This is a genomic window from Govania unica (assembly GCF_027920805.1).
Lineage (GTDB): Bacteria > Pseudomonadota > Alphaproteobacteria > Sphingomonadales > Govanellaceae > Govanella > Govanella unica.
Genome location: NZ_JANWOI010000003.1, coordinates 131,080 through 147,605, shown reverse-complemented (window position 1 = coordinate 147,605; position 16,526 = coordinate 131,080). Strand labels below are relative to the sequence as shown.

The window sequence follows — 16,526 nt, the reverse complement described above, 5'->3', positions numbered from 1 at the left end:
CCAGGTTGCCGTTTACTCAGTCCGCCAGTGTCTGTCGCGCGATCACCAGTTTTTGCACATCCGATGCACCTTCATAAATGCGCAGCGCACGGATTTCACGGTAAAGCGTTTCAACCGTAATGCCCGAGGTGACGCCAAGGCCACCCCAGATCTGCACTGCCTGATCGATGACTTTCTGCGCTGCTTCGGTGGCATAAAGTTTGGCCATGGCGGCTTCGCGCGTGACCCGCGTCTTTTGCACATCCTTGGTCCAGGCGGCGCGATAGATCAAAAGCGCGCTGGCGTCGATATCCACCGCCATGTCGGCGATATGGGCCTGCACCAATGGCATGTCGGCCATGGGTGCACCGAAAAGTTCGCGGCCCTTGGCGCGGGCGATGGCTTCGTCCATGGCGCGGCGGGCGAAGCCGAGCGAGGCTGCTCCCACTGTCGAACGGAAGATATCGAGGGTGCCCATGGAGATCTTGAACCCGTCACCGGCTTTGCCGATCAGGTTTTCCTTGGGTACGCGCATGTTGGTGAAGGTGATGCGGCCGAGGGGATGGGGCGCGATCACTTCGATGCGTTCGGCTACTTCAAAGCCCGGGGTGTCGGCGTCGACCACGAGAGCCGACAGACCACGGGCACCCGGAGCTTCGCCGGTGCGTACGAACAGGCAATAGAAATCGGCGATGCCGCCGTTCGAAATGAAGGTCTTTTCACCATTGACGAGATAATGGTCGCCCATGTCTACAGCCGAGGTAGCGATGTTGGCCACGTCCGAACCCGAGGCGGGTTCGGTGAGCGCGAAGGCCGCGACTTTTTTGCCGCTGGCCACATCTGGCAGATAACGCCGCTTCAGATCCTCGCTGCCCGCGATCGTGATGGCTCCGCTGCCCAGGCCCTGCATGGCGAAGACAAAGTCCGCGAGACCTGAGACACGTCCCAGAGTCTCGCGGATAAGGCATAACGAACGGACGTCAAGAGACTCGCTGCGCCCGCCAAATTCTGCCGGGACACAGGAGGTTAGCCAGCCGCCTTCGGCCAATAGCGCCAAAATCTTGGCGCAGTCGGCGTCGACGTCGTGGCTGTGCGGCAAGGGTGCAATATGTTGTTGCACCCAGGCGTCTAGAGCGAGGGCAAACTCGCGATGATGGTCTTCGAAAAAAGGCCAGGAGAGAAAGCTTTTGTCCGCCATCAGTTGCCCTCGAATTTCGGTTTTTCTTTGGCTACGAACGCGTTGTAAGCGCGGGTGAAATCCTGCGTCTGCATGCAGATCGCCTGAGCCTGGGCCTCGGCTTCGATGGCCATCTCGAGGCTCATGCTCCATTGGTGATTGATCGCCGTCTTGGTCATGCTATGGCCGAAGTTCGGGCCATCAGCCAATTGGCGCGCGAGTTTGAGCGCGTCAGCCAGAAGCGTGTCTTTCGCCACGAGACGATTGAGCCAGCCCCAACGTTCGGCTTCCTCCCCGCCCATGGCGCGGCCGGTGAACAGCAGTTCCGAAGCGCGGCCAACACCGATGATGCGCGGCAGAATGGTGCAGGCGCCCATGTCGCAGCCAGCAAGACCAACGCGGGTGAAAAGAAACGCGGTTTTCGAGTCCGCCGTGCCAAGACGCATGTCGGCGGCCATGGAGATCGCGGCCCCTGCCCCGGCGCAGATGCCGTCGATGGCGGCGATCACCGGCTGCGGGCAGTTGCGGATGGCCTTCACCAGATCGCCGGTCATGCGGGTGAAGCGAAGCAGCTGCTTCATGTCCATTTTGGTCAGCGGGCCGATGATGTCATGAACATCGCCGCCGGACGAAAAATTGCCTTCGGCCCCGGTGATGACCACCGCCTTGATATCGTCGCGGTAGACCAGCGCACGAAACAGGTCGCGCATTTCACCATAGGACTGGAAGGTGATCGGGTTCTTGCGTTCCGGACGATTGAGGGTGAGCAGAGCGACGCCGTCGGTCACTTCCCAGAGGAAATGCTTCGGAGCGTAGTCCTGAGCGGCAGCCATATCGGAGACGTCAAAATTTTCCATCAGTCCTGTTCCTCATCATGTCGAACGACGGAGCTTTTGGCTTTTGCCAGCAAGCCCATCAGAAGATCCATGTCCTCGGCATCGAGATCGCCGAGCAGTCCAGTAATCCAGTTTTCATGTTCCACCGCCCAAAGCTCGAACGCGGCCCGGCCGACGGGCGTCAGGGTGACGATCTGCGTGCGGCGGTCGGTCGGGGACGGTGTGCGGAGAATGAGTCCCTCTTTCTCCAGACGTTCGGCAACGCCGGTCACATTGCCGTTCGACACCATGAGCCAGCGCGACAGTTCCCCCATGGTGACGCCCGCGCCATCGGCACGAAAAAGAGCGGCCATGAGATCGAAGCGCGGCAGGGTGGTGTCAAATTTCGTCTTAAGCATATGACGCATACGCTCTTCGATCATGCTGGAACAGGTGAGGAGCCGGAGCCAGAGACGAAGCGACTGCTTCGATTCCGGAACGGCTTTGACTTTTTCCTCGATAATGTCCAGCGCGCTTGCCATTACATCACCTCTCCGCCTGCGACCGCGATGGCTTGCCCCGTGATCGCCGCCTGTTCCGGCAGAGCGAGCCAGGCAACGGCCGAGGCCACTTCCTGCGGCTGCACCATTTTTCCCTGCGGATTGCGCGCCGTCAACTCGGCCCGTGCTTCGGCTTCGCTGCGGCCGGTCTTGGCGACGATATTGTCGATGGCCGAACGCACGATTTCGGTTTCGGTATAGCCGGGGCAAACGGCATTCACGGTGACGCCCTTGGTCGCGAGTTCAAGCGCGAGCGAGCGGGTCAGGCCGATGACGCCATGTTTTGCCGCGGTATAGGCGGACACATAGGCATAGCCCGTGAGGCCCGCCGTGCTCGCCACATTGATGATGCGGCCCGAGCCCCGCGTGCGCATGCCGTCATAGACCGCACGGATGCAATGGAAGGTGCCGTTGAGATTGACGGTGATGGTCTTGTTCCAGTCGTCAAGCGACAGTTTATGGAACGGAACCGCCACTGCTGCACCGGCGTTGTTGACGAGAATATCCACCGGGCCGAAGGACTTTTCCGCCTCGGCGAAGGCGGCGGTTACGGCGTCGGCGTCGGTGATGTCGACGGCGACGGCCTGGGCGTTGCCGATGGCCTGCGCTTTTTCAGTCAGACGGTCGCGGTTGCGCGCCATCAGGGTAACGCGGGCACCGAGGGCCGCCAGACGTTCAGCGACGGCGGCACCGATCCCGGTCCCGCCGCCCGTCACAACCGCATGTTTGCCGTCAAGAGGAGATATGCTCAAAGCTTTAGCCTCTGCTCAGGTTGCGCTCATATTGTTCGAAGCCCGAAAGATACTGCGGCGGAATGCGAACACCACGATAATTCTGCTGGATCGCCGCCTTCAGGGTCCAGAACGGTTCAACCAGATGCGGCCGGGCGAGACAGCAGAGATCGGCGCGACCGGCGGCGAGGATGCTGTTCACATGGTCGATCTCAAAGATATTGCCGACGGCGAGCGTGGCAATCCCGGCCTCGTTGCGGATGCGGTCCGAGAACGGGGTCTGGAACATGCGACCATAGACCGGCTTCGCCCGGGTCGAGGTCTGACCGGCGGAGACGTCGATGATGTCGGCTCCGGCTGCTGTGAAGGCGCGGGCGACGGCGACGGCGTCATCGGCCGTGATTCCTTCTTCGCCGACCCAGTCGGTGGCCGAGATGCGCACCGACATGGGCTTCTGCTCGGGCCACACCGCGCGGATGGCGCGGAAAACTTCGAGCGGATAGCGCAGACGATTTTCAAGGCTGCCGCCGTACTCGTCACTGCGCTTGTTGGTGAGCGGCGAAATGAAGGCCGACAGCAGATAACCGTGACCGGCATGAAGTTCGATCATGTCGAAGCCTGCGGCTTCGGCACGCTTGGCGGCGGCGACGAAATCGGCCTTGACCGCATCCATGTCGGCGCGGGTCATCTCACGCGGGGTCTGGTTTTCCGGCGACCAGGCGATGGGCGACGGCGCAAGCAGCTCCCAGTTGTCCTGATCGAGCGCCACGTCATAACCTTCCCAGCCGATCTTGGTCGAGCCCTTGGGGCCCGCGTGGCTCAGCTGGATGGCGAATTTGGCGTCGCTGTGGGTATGAACATAATCGACGATGCGCTTCCACGCCGTCTCGTGTTCGTCGGTGTAAAGACCGGCGCAGCCCGGGGTGATGCGGGCGCTTTCGGAGACGTCGGTCATCTCGGTATAGATGAGCCCCGCCCCGCCCTGAGCCCGCGCCGCGTAATGGGCGAGATGGAAATCATTCGGGGTGCCGTCTTCGGCCGAATACATGCACATGGGCGAAACCACGATGCGATTCTGAAGCTCCATGCCGCGCAGTTTAAAGGGCGTGAACATGGGCGGCGTGTGCTGCTGCAGCTCATGACCGGCTGCATGTTCGGCGAACCATTTTTCATAGCCCTGCAACCAGATCTGATCGCGCTTGCGGAGGTTCTCATGGCTCACGCGCTGCGACCGGGTCAGCAGCGAATAGGCGAACTGTTCCGGCTGCATGGTCAGGTAACGGTCGATTTCCTCGAACCATTCCATGGAATTGCGGGCGGCGTTCTGGATCTTCAGAACTTCGAGATGACGGACGTCCTGATAATGCTTGAGCCCGGTGTCGAGATCCATGCCGGAATGCAGAACCTCGGCCAGCTTCATCGCGTCTTCAAGGCCGAGCTTGGTGCCCGAGCCGATGGAGAAATGCGCGGTATGAGCAGCGTCGCCAAGCAGCACCACACGGCCGTTGCGCCAGTTGCCGCAGACCACACGGGGGAAATTGATCCAGGCCGAGCCGCGAATATGCTTGGCATTGCTGAGGAGTTCATTGCCATCGAGATGCTCGGCGAACAGCTCTTCGAGGAAGCGGCAGTTCTCTTCCTGGCTCATGGTGGCGAAGCCGAGGGCGTCATAGACATGCGGCTGACATTCGACGATGAAGGTCGAGGTGTCCTTGTCGAAGCGGTAGGCATGGACCCAGATCCAGCCGTGCTCGGTTTCCTTGAAGATGAAGGTGAAGGCTTCGAAAATCTTGTGGGTGCCGAGCCAGACGAACTTGTTCGCGCGCATGTCGACTTCGGCCTGGAACACGGCGTGATCGCTGTTGCGGATTTTCGAATTGAGGCCGTCGGACGCGATCACCAGATCGGCGTCGGCATATTTGGTTTCGATGTCGGCGAGCTCGAACTCGGTTTCGAACTCAAGCTTCACACCAAGCTCGCGGGCGCGGTCCTGCAACAGATTGAGCAGACGCATGCGGCCGATGCCGCAGAAGCCGTGGCCGCCCGAGGTGACGACCTTGCCCTTCACATGGACGTCGATGTCGTCCCAGTGGGCGAAGTTGTCGAGAATGACCTCGGCGCTGACCGGATCGTTGCGGCGCAGGTTGTCCATGGTCTCGTCCGAGAACACAACGCCCCAGCCGAAAGTATCATTGGGCTTGTTGCGCTCGATCACCGTGACGTCATGGTCAGGGTTGCGGAGCTTCATGGAAATCGCGAAATAAAGGCCCGATGGGCCAGCACCAATGCATACAATCTTCATCGCAAAGTCTCCTCTCGAGTCGTCAGTTATTTTATGCCTGAAATATATTGCGAGTCGAGAGATATTTTAGGCTTAAAACAAATTGGGCCGTCCTGCTGTCATCCTCGCGAAAGCGGGGATCCAGGGCCGTGGGATAGGCCCTCTCCGTTATTTCTGGACGAGTGGGAGTCCTGGGCAAGCGAAGGCTGGATCCCCGCTTTCGCGGGGATGACAAGAAAGGGGTTGCGGAGATGACGGGGTGGGAAAATGAGCAAAAGCTTGAAAACACTGGACGGCGCGGCCCGGGGTTTTTAGCTTGGGGGCTGGACAGAGATTTTTCGGAGATCCCCATGCGCCCCGTTTTCCTGATGATCAAATGCGACCTTGGCAAGGCCTATGACGTGGCCAACGCGCTTGTCGACACAATCGAGGAGGTCTCCGAGGTCTATTCCACGTCGGGCCAATATGACCTTCTGGCCAAATTCAATCTGGAGGACGGGCAGGATATCGGCCGCTTCGTCTGCGAACAGGTTCAGGTGGTGCCCCATATCAAGGACACCTTCACCTTGATATCGTTCAAGGTTTTCACCGGATGAAGCAATTACCACAACCAAAACACTTCATAAAATTCAAAACTAAATATGCAAGGGGCTATTGACCATGAACACAATGTGTTTCATGTTTGTTCCCAGGAAGGTTTTGCGCCATTAGTTCTCATACTTCCCCAGTTGAGGGAAGCTTATGCCTCCAATTTCCAGAGATTTTTCAAAGGAACTAGTCACATTGGCCATTCTTAATGAAATCAAAGGATCCCAAGGCAGCGCCACCTTGGCAAGGCGACATTTATACGCAATAATTATATTTATTTCAGCCACATACGTTACGAATACAGAAGCAATAGCAGGTAGACTTTATTTATGCAAGGTAAAGGAATACTACGCAACCAATGATTCTGGACACCTAATAAAGCAAGAAGACAACACTCTTATAAATAAAGAAAAAATAATAAAATCAAATCTAAATATTTCGTTTGATTCTGATAGTGGACATATGAGAATTGGCCCTTATATTTTTAAAGACGGACCTTATAATTCTTTAAAAATGAAAAAATTAAGAGAAGATAACAATAAAAATGATCTTGTAGCTGTGGATGATTACGATGGTCCAGGCGCGTATATTCATAGCGTACTCAGAATCAGAATCTGGCTTCCTGAGATGCCATTCTCTTATACTCACGAATTAAAAATAATGACCGGAACTTGTAAGGCGCAATAAAAACAACGCAAATACCCACAATCCCTAGTTAATGACCGGACAGGATAAATCCGTGAAGATTCCGCACACCGGCCTTGAAGTCATCGACTGGGACGAAGTGCCCGCGGTCCGATATCCCGGCGAGACGGCGTCCGCCGACTGGCGCAGTCGGGAGGTTCCCGGGCTTCGGGTGCGGCGGGTCGATTATGCGGCGGGCTATCTGGCCGACCATTGGTGCAATCGCGGCCATGTGATCCATGTGCTTACGGGGACCCTCACCGTCGAACTGCGCGACGGGCGGGAGTTTCATCTGAAGCCTGGCATGAGCTGGATCGTAGCCGACCATGGCGATGCCGCCCACCGCACCCGCACGCGGGATGGGGCCGAGGTGTTCATTGTCGATTGAGGGCGCAGAATTCTGTTGACAGCGCCGCGCTTTTGTTCTATATTTGTTCACAATGAAGAAACCGCCGCCAGAATGTGATTCGGGGCGGTTTTTTCTTTTCCTGTTGCGTACCGCGTTCCCTGTGATCAACAGAAGGAGCTGCATCATGCTCGACTGGGTGGCCTATAAAAAAGAACTCATGGCCCGTATGGGCGAACTTGGAAAACTGAGCCCCGATACTCTGGCGGGATATCAGGTCCTGTCCGGGGCGGGCGCGAAAACCGGACATCTTGACGCAAAAACACGGGAATTGATCGGGCTCGCGGTGGCGGTGACCACGCGCTGCGACGGCTGCATCACCTTTCACAGCAAAGCGGCCCTGACACAGGGCGCCACGCGGGAGGAAATCGCCGAGGCTCTGGGCGTTGCCATCGCTTTGAATGCCGGGGCGGCTCTCGTTTATTCGGCGCGGGTGATGGACGCGGTTGAAGCTCATCAAAAGGCGTGACGGCCTGATCCGGTAAAATTTAAATAGTCTTCGCCCTGCCCGGGATGACAGCTTTTTTGTCAGACCAGGCGGGGCGAATTTTATGGGCGGCGCTGCTGCTTGGCCGGGCCGCGATAGTCATTGGCCCTGATCAGATAGATTTCGACCTGCCGCCGCGCCATGTCCAGAGGTAGCGTGATCAGGCTGTCAGCTTCCCGTCAGACGCGGGCTTTTATCGTCGGCGCGGTTTCAAATACAGGAGGGACGCATGAAATTTAAATCCATTATTCTCGCTGCCGCAAGCTGCCTGATGGCGGCCGGGCCTTTGTCGGCCGAGACCCTGCTCTATCGCGTCGAGCGCACGGTTATGCTGCCAAGCAGCAATACCGGATGGGATTACATCAAGTTTCAACCCGGCACCAACCGGCTGTTCATGGCCCGCGCCGATGACGGGCTGACGCTCTATGACGTGGACAGCCAGAGCGCCGTCGCCACCATCGAAAATTCGAAAGACGCGAACGGGCCCCTGTTGCTGCCCGATTACAATCGCGGCTACATCGCCATGACCGATGGTTCGTTGCTGAGCATCGACCTTCAAACCCTGAAGCCGATCGCCCGGGTCAAGCTTGATGCGAATGGCGGATTGAACAGCGCGGTCTATGACCCGGCGACCAAACGCGTGCATGCGATCACCTCGACGCGGGCCAAGGAAGCCACCTGGTATACGCTCGATGCGAAAACCGGCCAGCAGATTGGCAAGACCGTGTTTCCGTTCCGCAAGATGGATGATCCGGCCCATGACGGCAAAGGGCGGCTGTTCGCCCCGGCCCGGTATGATCAGATCATTCTGACGCTTGATTCAAAAACGCTGGCGGAAAAAGCGCGCTGGACTGTTGGCTGCAATGTGTCGAAAGTGCGTTATCAGGCCGCGACCAATCGCATTCTTGCGGCTTGTGGCGGCGACAAGGCTGCCTTTCTTGCCCTTGATGCCGACAGCGGACGGGAACTGGCCCGCATTCCGATCGGCAAAGGCATTGATGGTTTCAGCATCGACGAACAGCGCCACCGCATCGTCACCTCGAACGGCAGCGACGGCACGTTGACGGTCATTCAGCAGAACAGCGCCGATGATTATCAGCTGCTGGGCACGGTCGCGACCCGCGTCGGCGCGCGCATGTCGGCCATGGATGAACGCAGCGGCAAACTTTATCTGGTCAATGCCGATTTCACCCAGCCGCCCGCAGGTGCCGATGGCAAGATGCCGGATGAAGTTTATCATCCCGACAGTTTCGTCGTGATGACCTACAGCCCGGACTGACGCCCCATAAAAAAGCCGCCTCACCGGGCGGCTTTTTTTGGTGATGTCTCAGCCGAATGGCCCGTGATGTTGCGGGGTATCGTCGACGCCGACGGTGCCGACATGGATATCCACCTGCATCCAATCGCTCCAGACCAGGCCGTCATGGGCGCGCACCCAGAGATGATCAGTCGAATTGTCATTGCCGGCGATCCAGCTCAGATGCCCGAAGTCATCTGAGCTGATGGTGATGATGTGACCGGCGTCCTGACCGTCGATGCTCCAATGGCCATTGGCCATGTCGCTGGACCATAATTGATACTGGCTCATGGCGTCGCCGTCCTGATCGGTGACGGTGAACAGATCATGGGCCGAAATGATGGCGCCCACATCGATGCTGGCATTTTCAGACGCAATGACCGGGGCATGATTGAGACCCGAGGACGAAACCCAGGCGCTCATCCAGGAGCCCAACTCGCCGTCGCCCATCTGCACTCGCATCCACAGATCCTCGGTCTGGCCGCCCTGCCCGACCACCCAGACGGTCTTGGCGAAATCAGTCAGGCTGATGGTGATGTTGCGATCCACAAGCGCGCCATCGACTTCCCAATGGCCCGTATCATCGGCTCCGGCCCAGAGATTGATCTCGATGGCCTGAGTGTCCCCGTGCAGCATGAGCGGAAACAGTTCGCTCGCATAGATGGCGTCGCCCGGGGCACGGGTCACGTCGGTCAGAACCCAGGATGGCAATTCGGTCTGCGGCAGGGAGGTGACTTCGGTACTGGTCCAGTCGCTCCAGGCGAGGCCGTCGGAGACGCGGAGGCTTGGCGCATCGGTGCTGCCCGCCACGCCGGAGACCCACATCAAACGGGCAAAGTCGCTGCCCGCAACCGTCGTGCCGTCAGCAAGGTTTGCACCGTCGAGCACCCAGTGGCCCGTGTGACCTTCGCCCGCCGTGACCTGAACCGATTGAATCTGATCGCCGTCCGCATCGCCGATGCTGTAAAGATCAGACGCCTTGACGCTGGTGGCCGCGGCGACTTCGCTATGGGCCAGCGTTGCCAGACTGAACGGGCGCGTGTTGGTCACCGTCAGGGAAAAGATATCCGAAACCGCCGCACCCGATGGATCGGTGGCAGTCACCTTGATCGCGAGGCCGCCCACATGAGCAAGCTCTGGCGTGCCGGAAAAGCTTTTAGTGGCGGCATTGAAGACCAGCCAGCTTGGCAGCGCGCTGCCGTCTTCGAGTGTCGCCGTGTAGGTCAGCGTGTCGCCATCAGCATCAGTAAACGTCGTGTCCGGGAAGCTGTAGTTGAAAGCAGTGTGATGCGCCACCGTGTGATCCGCAAGCGGGGTCAACAGAACCGGGGCGTCATTGACGTTGTTGATGGTGACGCGGAATGAGTCGGTGGCTTTCGCGCCCGACGGATCGGTAGCGGTGACCTTGAGATCGAGGGTGCCGACTTGCGCCTGACCGGGAGTGCCGGTGAAGGTATTTGTTGTGGCGTTGAAGGTTAGCCAGCTGGGGAGTGCGGTTCCGTCGGCCAGTGTCGCGCTGTAGGTCAGCTTATCGCCGTCTTCATCGGTAAAGGTGCCTGTGGGGACAGTGAAGGTCCAGGCGGATTTTTCGTTGATGGATTGGTCCGCGATTTGGACGGCGACGATGGGGGCGTCGTTGACGTTGTTGATGGTGATGCGGAAACTGTCGGTGGCTTTGGCACCGGATGGGTCGGTGGCGGTGATCTTGAGGTCGAGGGTGCCGACTTGCGCCTGACCGGGAGTGCCGGAGAAAGTGTTTGTTGTGGCGTTGAAGGTTAGCCAGCTTGGGAGTGCGGTTCCGTCAGCGAGAGTCGCGCTGTAGGTCAGCTTATCGCCGTCTTCATCGGTAAATGTGCCTGCAGGAACGGTGAAGCTCCAGGCGGATTTTTCGTTGATGGATTGGTCGGCGATTTGGACGGCGACGATGGGGGCGTCGTTGACGTTGTTGATGGTGACGCGGAATGAGTCGGTGGCTTTCGCGCCCGACGGATCGGTAGCGGTGATCTTGAGGTCGAGGGTGCCGACTTGTATCTGACCGGGGGTTCCGGAGAAAGTGCTTGTTGTGGCGTTGAAGGTTAGCCAGCTGGGGAGTGCGGTTCCGTCGGCGAGGGTCGCCGTGTAGATCAGCTTATCGCCGTCTTCATCGGTAAATGTGCCTGCAGGAACGGTGAAGCTCCAGGCGGATTTTTCGTTGATGGATTGATCCGTGATCAGGGTGGCGACGATGGGGGCGTGGTTGATGGGGATTGGCGTGCCGAACATGTCTGCGAGATTTTGGTAGGTGTAGATCGTGCCGCCGAAATCGAACAGTTCAAAATTCACGAGCGTGTCGTGACCTTCATCGATTCCGCTGGTGCCGATGAAATTCACTTTGATCATTGTCGCGCTGACGATGATCACATCGAAGTTGTCGAGCGTGCCGAAATATTTTGCGGTATCGATTCCGTCGCCACCATCGAGATAATCGTCGCCGCGACCACCTAGAATAATATTATCGGCGCTGTTGCCGATCACGATGTCATTGCCGTCACCGAGATAAACATTCTCGATCACCGTGCCGACCGCGATGATGAAGGGTTTGCCGGCAAGCGTTCCGGTCATGCCGGCATTGAGATTTATGTAGCTGTCGCCCGACACCGCCGAGGCATTGATGGTATCGATGCCGCCGTTCGTATCGGCAAGCGTTTGCCGCGCCGCATCTGTCAGGTTGGCATAGTCGTTGGTGTAGATATAGCTGTTGTTGGTGGTCGCCGTGTCGCCGGTCAGGATGAGCTTCCAGCTGTTGAGCGTGCCCACCTGGCCGGTAACATTGTCGATCACCGTCAGCTTCCAGATGCCCTTCCCGTCTTCGCCCCAGAAATTATTGGCGCTCAGCGTGAAACTGATATTTTTGCTGGCATTGTCCGCGCCGCCCGGACGATCCACAAGCACCGCGCGGGTGCCGTCCGGCGAGGTGAGGATGATCGTCAAATCACCGATCTTGGTATGGGTGATGTCGATATCGATCTGTACCGTATCGAGCTGCATCGCCTGTGCGACGCTGATCTGGCTGGTGACGCCATTGGCGTTGCCGTCGGGGATGGCGAGCTTTGGCGTGGCGCTCAGGCTCGTGGTGAGCATGTTTGCATATACATGCTGCATGCCCCATGTTTCCGCGAGGCACACCGCAGCCGTTGCATCGACCAGACCGAAGCCGTAATTGTGGTTGAAATGCAGACCGCCGCCGTTCCAGTTGTCGGCGCCGTTATAGCTCCAGCCGCTGTTGCCCGCATCGGTCAGCCGTGCGGAATAGGCGAGGATTTCCTTGACGTCGCGATAGCCGAGCGATGCATTCGCTTCGAGCATAAGCGCCACGACACCCGACAGCACGGGGGCTGCAAAGGAGGTGCCTGAGCCGGTGCCGTAACCGCCGGTGCCAAGCGTGGTCTGGATATTGTCGCCGGGGGCCGAGATCAGCAAAGCCGCGCCGGGGTTCGAATAGCTGGCATAAACACCATTTGTCGTCGTCGCGGCTACCGCTATGGCATAGGGACTGTTGGCGAAATTATGATAATTGACGTTTTGTCCCGTTGCGCGGTCGTTGCCGCCGGAGAACACAAAAATCGTGCCGAGACCGTCGCGGCCGGTTGCTGCGCCGGTTTGTAACGCCGCGCCCGCTTGCGCGAAGCCATAGAGCTTGAAATTGTCCTGGAACGCCGTGGTATAGGCCCAGCTGGAATTGACCACATCGCTTACCGCGGCGGCGCGCAGGAGGGCATCTGCGGTTGACAGGATATTGCCCGCCGAGCCGAAGCCGATGCGGAAACCCGCGATCTCCGCATTATAGGCAACACCGACGCCGCCGATACCGTTTGCCGCTGCCGCGATGACACCCGCAACTTTGGTGCCATGGTAATCGCTGGCGGCGGACGGGTATGCGTCCGCGTCATTGTCGCGGGAATCCCAATCGATGGCGCTGTTGTAATTGCTGGCGAGGTCGCTGTGGAGATAATTGACGCCGTCATCGACCACGCCGACGACAACGCCCTTGCCGGTATAATCAGCCCATGCCGCTTTGATATTGATGGCATTGAGATGCCAACCGAAATTTGGATCGGTCGGAATTGGAAGTGCTGCGGCCACGGACCCAGCATCCATGTTGTCAGGCCCGGGAGTGGTTACATCGGGGAGCTTGTCACGCCCTTGATGGCTCCCCTCGGCCGCGAGACGCGCTTCATGATCCTGCTGCAAGCGCAACTTGAGCTTGGACAAGCGGTCCGATAAGACTGATCCTTGACCCTTCACGTCACACCTTCTTCAGTTCGGCAACCCCGCTATCCCGCATCTGGGACCGGAGGATTTGCGTCCCGCCGTTGCCGACGGTTTGCCTTTATCGTTCAAGAAGACCGTGCATTCGCCTTCCGCTTCGACTTACCTTGGAAGTCCACGAAACGTCACCGCCCTCACTAAAAATACATCAACCCATAAAGCGGCAGATGATCTTCATCACCGGCTGAAGTATAGGGCGAGAGCATGAATGAAACGTAAAAGGGCGGAGCTGAATAAGTTAACAATTGGTTATGAAATACTCAATGGCTGAACCCATAACCGAAACTCAGTTCGAACCGCAAACCGACCACCAGCGCGTTTTTCACGTTGGCGTCAAAATTTGGATTGAACACATATTGCAGATCGGGTTGCACCGATAAAAAATCAGTGATGGCAGAGTGATAGGTCAATTCCACCACCACTTCCCGCGCCTCGGCATCCTTCAAACGGCGATAGGTTGACCCGCTTTCCGCCCAGGCAATGGCAACCCCAACGTGATCATCCGGGCGGGTCGCCGGATCGATACTATAAACAGCGCCGGTGCTGAAGTAATATTTGACCGGGTTGATCACCGCATTGGCCCAGCCCGCACGGGCAAAGACACTGAGCCGGTCGAATCGACCTTCGACGAAGCCATAGGCGCCCTGATTTCCCCGTTGCGGAATATCCGTCAGCTGATCGGGAAATCTTGCCGTATAGCGCCAGTAACCGGCAACGGCCCGAAATTTCTCCAGATTATAATCGATTTCCCCGATCACCAGCGCGCCATTGCCATTGCCAAGATTGATAGCGGTGCGCTTTGGATGCTCCGGATCGTCCGGCACGCCATCGAGAATGGCCGTCCGCAGAATCAGATGATCCGCGAGCTTCATCTCAAGCCGCGCCGACAAGGACGTATAGGGGAAAATAGACGGGCCATTTTTTCCCGTCTGCGCAAGTTCGGCCCCCGTTCCCTGAGAGCTGTTGACAAAAAGAGCTGCCGCCTCGATCGCCGTAAATTCGCTGTTGAGGTCATAAAGACCGACGCGCAGAGAGGCGCGGTCATTGGCAAATGTCTGATCGATCCAGGCTTCATAAAGACGCACGGCCTGAACGCCAGTTTCTATGTTGCTCACAACCTGATAGTCGCCCGCATACACATGCGAAAATGGCTGGCCGTTATTATAGAGACCATAAACAAAGATCTGCGCCCCCTCCCACCCGAGCGCGCGCTCGCCATCGATGCTGAGCGTCACATCGAGATTATCCATATAGGCCGTGCCGCGTTTGAGCCCGCCCTGCACATTGGATAAGACGTCCCCGGTATAGGTGAGATCCAATTGAATGGGACTGACGTCCTCCGCCCGGACCTTGTCCGTGGCAACAGGAACCAGCAATGAAGCCAGAGGCAGTGCATGGCGTATCTTCCGAAATATCATTTTTTCACTCCTCCGCAAATCAGGGCTCCGTACTGATAGATGCCCACGCCTGATATTTCCCTGATATCGAGGCGTTATGTCACTTTGAATATTACAGTTTTTTACATGACGCGACCGGGCAGCCGATTTGAGGACATTTTGCTCTGTCCCTCGTCAGCCTGTTATCAGCTGCCTGATCCTAATGTGACGCCGATTGAGTCTGTTTTCTCATCCAAGGCCCCTCACAAACTCCAAGCCTATGCGTCTTGCAGAAGCTGCAATTCTGCCGGAGCGGGCGGCTGATCGGTGCTTGAAAGACAAAATGAAACTCCAGAATTGTAACGTGCAAGGGTTAGAACGAACCATGGAAATGCTGGATAGCACAAACAAACGGCGGTTACTGCAACCGCTTCTAAGTCTGATGAGCGCGACGGCTTTGTGCCTGATAGCCATAAGCCCGGCCTACGCTGATAGCACTGAGGACCTGTTGGCCGTTGTGCAGGCCCAATCGGCGGAAATCGCCACCTTGAAGGCCCGGGTTGAAGCCCTTGAAAAACCTGCGCCTGTTGCCGCAACCGCCCCGGCGGCTCACACAGCACCGCAGGCCGTGGCGAGCGCAGCAGACACCACAATCACATGGAAAGGCGCCCCCGTCATCAGCAGCGCCGACGGGAAATTCTCCTTCAAACCGCGTGGTCGCATCCATGTGGACGCCTGGGGCGTCAACAGCCGCACGGACGGCCTTGGTTATGCGAGCGGCGGCGAAGTGCGCCGCGCCCGGCTTGGCGCCGAAGGCAAGCTTTATGGTGATTTCAACTATATGATCGAGGTCGATTTCGCCGGCAACGCCGTGTCGCTGCAGGACGTCTACCTGAGCTATGCCTTGAATAAATCAACCAATGTCATCGCCGGATATCACAAGGTTCCGATCACGCTTGAAGATCAGACCAGTGACAATTACATCACCTTCATCGAACGTGCGGCCTATGCCACAACCTTTGCTCCGGGGCGCGGCCCTGGCCTGTCGGCCATCTGGAGCGGCCCGCGCGGCATGATCACCGCCGGGGTCTGGGGCGAGAACGAAAACACCGCCCGCGCCGGAGCGGCGGATCAGGACTGGTTCCTTGGCACCCGCGCAAGCTATGTGCCCTGGCAATTCGCGAACGGGCTTCTGCATGTGGGCGGATCTGCCTATTACCTCATGGCGGGCAAGGACATTCAACGCTTCCGCATGCGCGAACGGCCGGAAACCCATCTCGCCTCGCGGCTGATCGATATCGGACTTTTGAATATCGACAATGCCAAATTCGCCGGGCTTGAAGCCGCGCTGATCCAAGGCCCGCTGCATATTACCGGCGAATGGGGCTGGCAATGGGTCAACCGCATGGGAGCGCCAAGCCTGCGCTTTGACGGCGGCTATGCCCAGGCCGGCTGGTTCCTAACCGGTGAGAAACGCGCCTATTCGGCTAATGCCGGACAGTTCGGCCGGGTGCAGCCGCACCATGCCCTGACCGATGGCGGCAGCGGTGCGTTTGAACTGGCGGCCCGCTATTCGGTGGTCGATCTTGAAGACGGCGGAGTCATGGGCGGGGTTGAAAAAAACTGGACCCTTGGCCTCAACTGGTATGCCAATGCCTATATGCGGCTGATGGTCAATTATGTGCGCTTTGATGTCGCGCGCAGCTTCGCGACGCGGCCGTTAGGCCTGCCCGATCACAAGGGCGACGCCTTTGGCGTGCGGGCACAGATCGACTGGTAAAAACCGCTGGCCCGATCACGAACATCATAGGCCCGAACGGGGCCGGAACAGGGGGCG

At 58.2% G+C, this 16,526-nt stretch carries 13 protein-coding genes and 1 riboswitch; of the genes, 6 read left to right on the top strand and 7 right to left on the bottom strand.

The features are described from left to right. Positions 1–16: 16 nt before the first annotated feature. From NYP16_RS08525 to NYP16_RS08505, 5 genes are read right to left on the bottom strand one after another with little or no spacing between them, the layout of a single operon-like run. Positions 17–1,177 carry an acyl-CoA dehydrogenase family protein gene (locus NYP16_RS08525; RefSeq protein ID WP_274943707.1) on the bottom strand — a complete coding sequence of 387 codons (1,161 nt, stop codon included), beginning with the start codon at positions 1,175–1,177 and terminating at the stop codon, positions 17–19. Further along, the gene (locus NYP16_RS08520; protein ID WP_274943706.1) at positions 1,177–2,013 is read right to left on the bottom strand and encodes an enoyl-CoA hydratase family protein; all 837 of its coding nucleotides are present in this window, start codon (positions 2,011–2,013) and stop codon (positions 1,177–1,179) included. The genes NYP16_RS08525 and NYP16_RS08520 overlap by 1 nt, the downstream gene beginning before the upstream one ends. Further along, entirely contained in the window at positions 2,013–2,513 is a 501-nt protein-coding gene (locus NYP16_RS08515; RefSeq protein WP_274943705.1) for a MarR family winged helix-turn-helix transcriptional regulator, read from the bottom strand. The genes NYP16_RS08520 and NYP16_RS08515 overlap by 1 nt, the downstream gene beginning before the upstream one ends. Further along, positions 2,513–3,283: an SDR family NAD(P)-dependent oxidoreductase gene (locus NYP16_RS08510; RefSeq protein ID WP_274943704.1), complete on the bottom strand. Its 771-nt coding sequence runs from the start codon at positions 3,281–3,283 to the stop codon at positions 2,513–2,515. The genes NYP16_RS08515 and NYP16_RS08510 overlap by 1 nt, the downstream gene beginning before the upstream one ends. 4 nt (positions 3,284–3,287) lie before the next feature. After that, positions 3,288–5,564, bottom strand: a complete 2,277-nt coding sequence (locus NYP16_RS08505; RefSeq protein ID WP_274943703.1) for a bifunctional salicylyl-CoA 5-hydroxylase/oxidoreductase — start codon at positions 5,562–5,564, stop codon at positions 3,288–3,290. 329 nt (positions 5,565–5,893) lie between these two features. On the opposite strand from NYP16_RS08505, the gene NYP16_RS08500 reads away from it, so the two are divergent. From NYP16_RS08500 to NYP16_RS08480, 5 genes are all read left to right on the top strand, one after another. Further along, positions 5,894–6,139 carry an Lrp/AsnC family transcriptional regulator gene (locus tag NYP16_RS08500; protein WP_274943702.1) on the top strand — a complete coding sequence of 82 codons (246 nt, stop codon included), beginning with the start codon at positions 5,894–5,896 and terminating at the stop codon, positions 6,137–6,139. Positions 6,140–6,326: 187 nt separating this feature from the next. Then, positions 6,327–6,818, top strand: coding sequence for a hypothetical protein (locus NYP16_RS08495; RefSeq protein ID WP_274943701.1), 492 nt, complete (start codon positions 6,327–6,329; stop codon positions 6,816–6,818). Between the two features lie 52 nt (positions 6,819–6,870). Next, the gene (locus NYP16_RS08490; protein WP_274943700.1) at positions 6,871–7,203 is read left to right on the top strand and encodes a DHCW motif cupin fold protein; all 333 of its coding nucleotides are present in this window, start codon (positions 6,871–6,873) and stop codon (positions 7,201–7,203) included. A 145-nt stretch (positions 7,204–7,348) separates the two neighbouring features. Continuing rightward, positions 7,349–7,690 carry a carboxymuconolactone decarboxylase family protein gene (locus NYP16_RS08485; protein ID WP_274943699.1) on the top strand — a complete coding sequence of 114 codons (342 nt, stop codon included), beginning with the start codon at positions 7,349–7,351 and terminating at the stop codon, positions 7,688–7,690. A 247-nt stretch (positions 7,691–7,937) separates the two neighbouring features. Beyond that, entirely contained in the window at positions 7,938–8,987 is a 1,050-nt protein-coding gene (locus NYP16_RS08480; protein WP_274943698.1) for a YncE family protein, read from the top strand. A gap of 48 nt (positions 8,988–9,035) precedes the next feature. On the opposite strand, the gene NYP16_RS08475 is transcribed toward NYP16_RS08480, so the two are convergent. Further along, positions 9,036–13,142: a putative Ig domain-containing protein gene (locus tag NYP16_RS08475; protein WP_274943697.1), complete on the bottom strand. Its 4,107-nt coding sequence runs from the start codon at positions 13,140–13,142 to the stop codon at positions 9,036–9,038. Positions 13,143–13,305: 163 nt separating this feature from the next. Further along, positions 13,306–13,383: riboswitch (cyclic di-GMP riboswitch) on the bottom strand. Positions 13,384–13,573: 190 nt separating this feature from the next. Further along, entirely contained in the window at positions 13,574–14,731 is a 1,158-nt protein-coding gene (locus tag NYP16_RS08470) for a carbohydrate porin (protein ID WP_274943696.1), read from the bottom strand. Between the two features lie 343 nt (positions 14,732–15,074). Here NYP16_RS08470 and NYP16_RS08465 point away from each other — a divergent pair, with 343 nt between their 5' ends. Further along, positions 15,075–16,469: an OprO/OprP family phosphate-selective porin gene (locus NYP16_RS08465; protein ID WP_274943695.1), complete on the top strand. Its 1,395-nt coding sequence runs from the start codon at positions 15,075–15,077 to the stop codon at positions 16,467–16,469. Positions 16,470–16,526 lie beyond the last annotated feature (57 nt).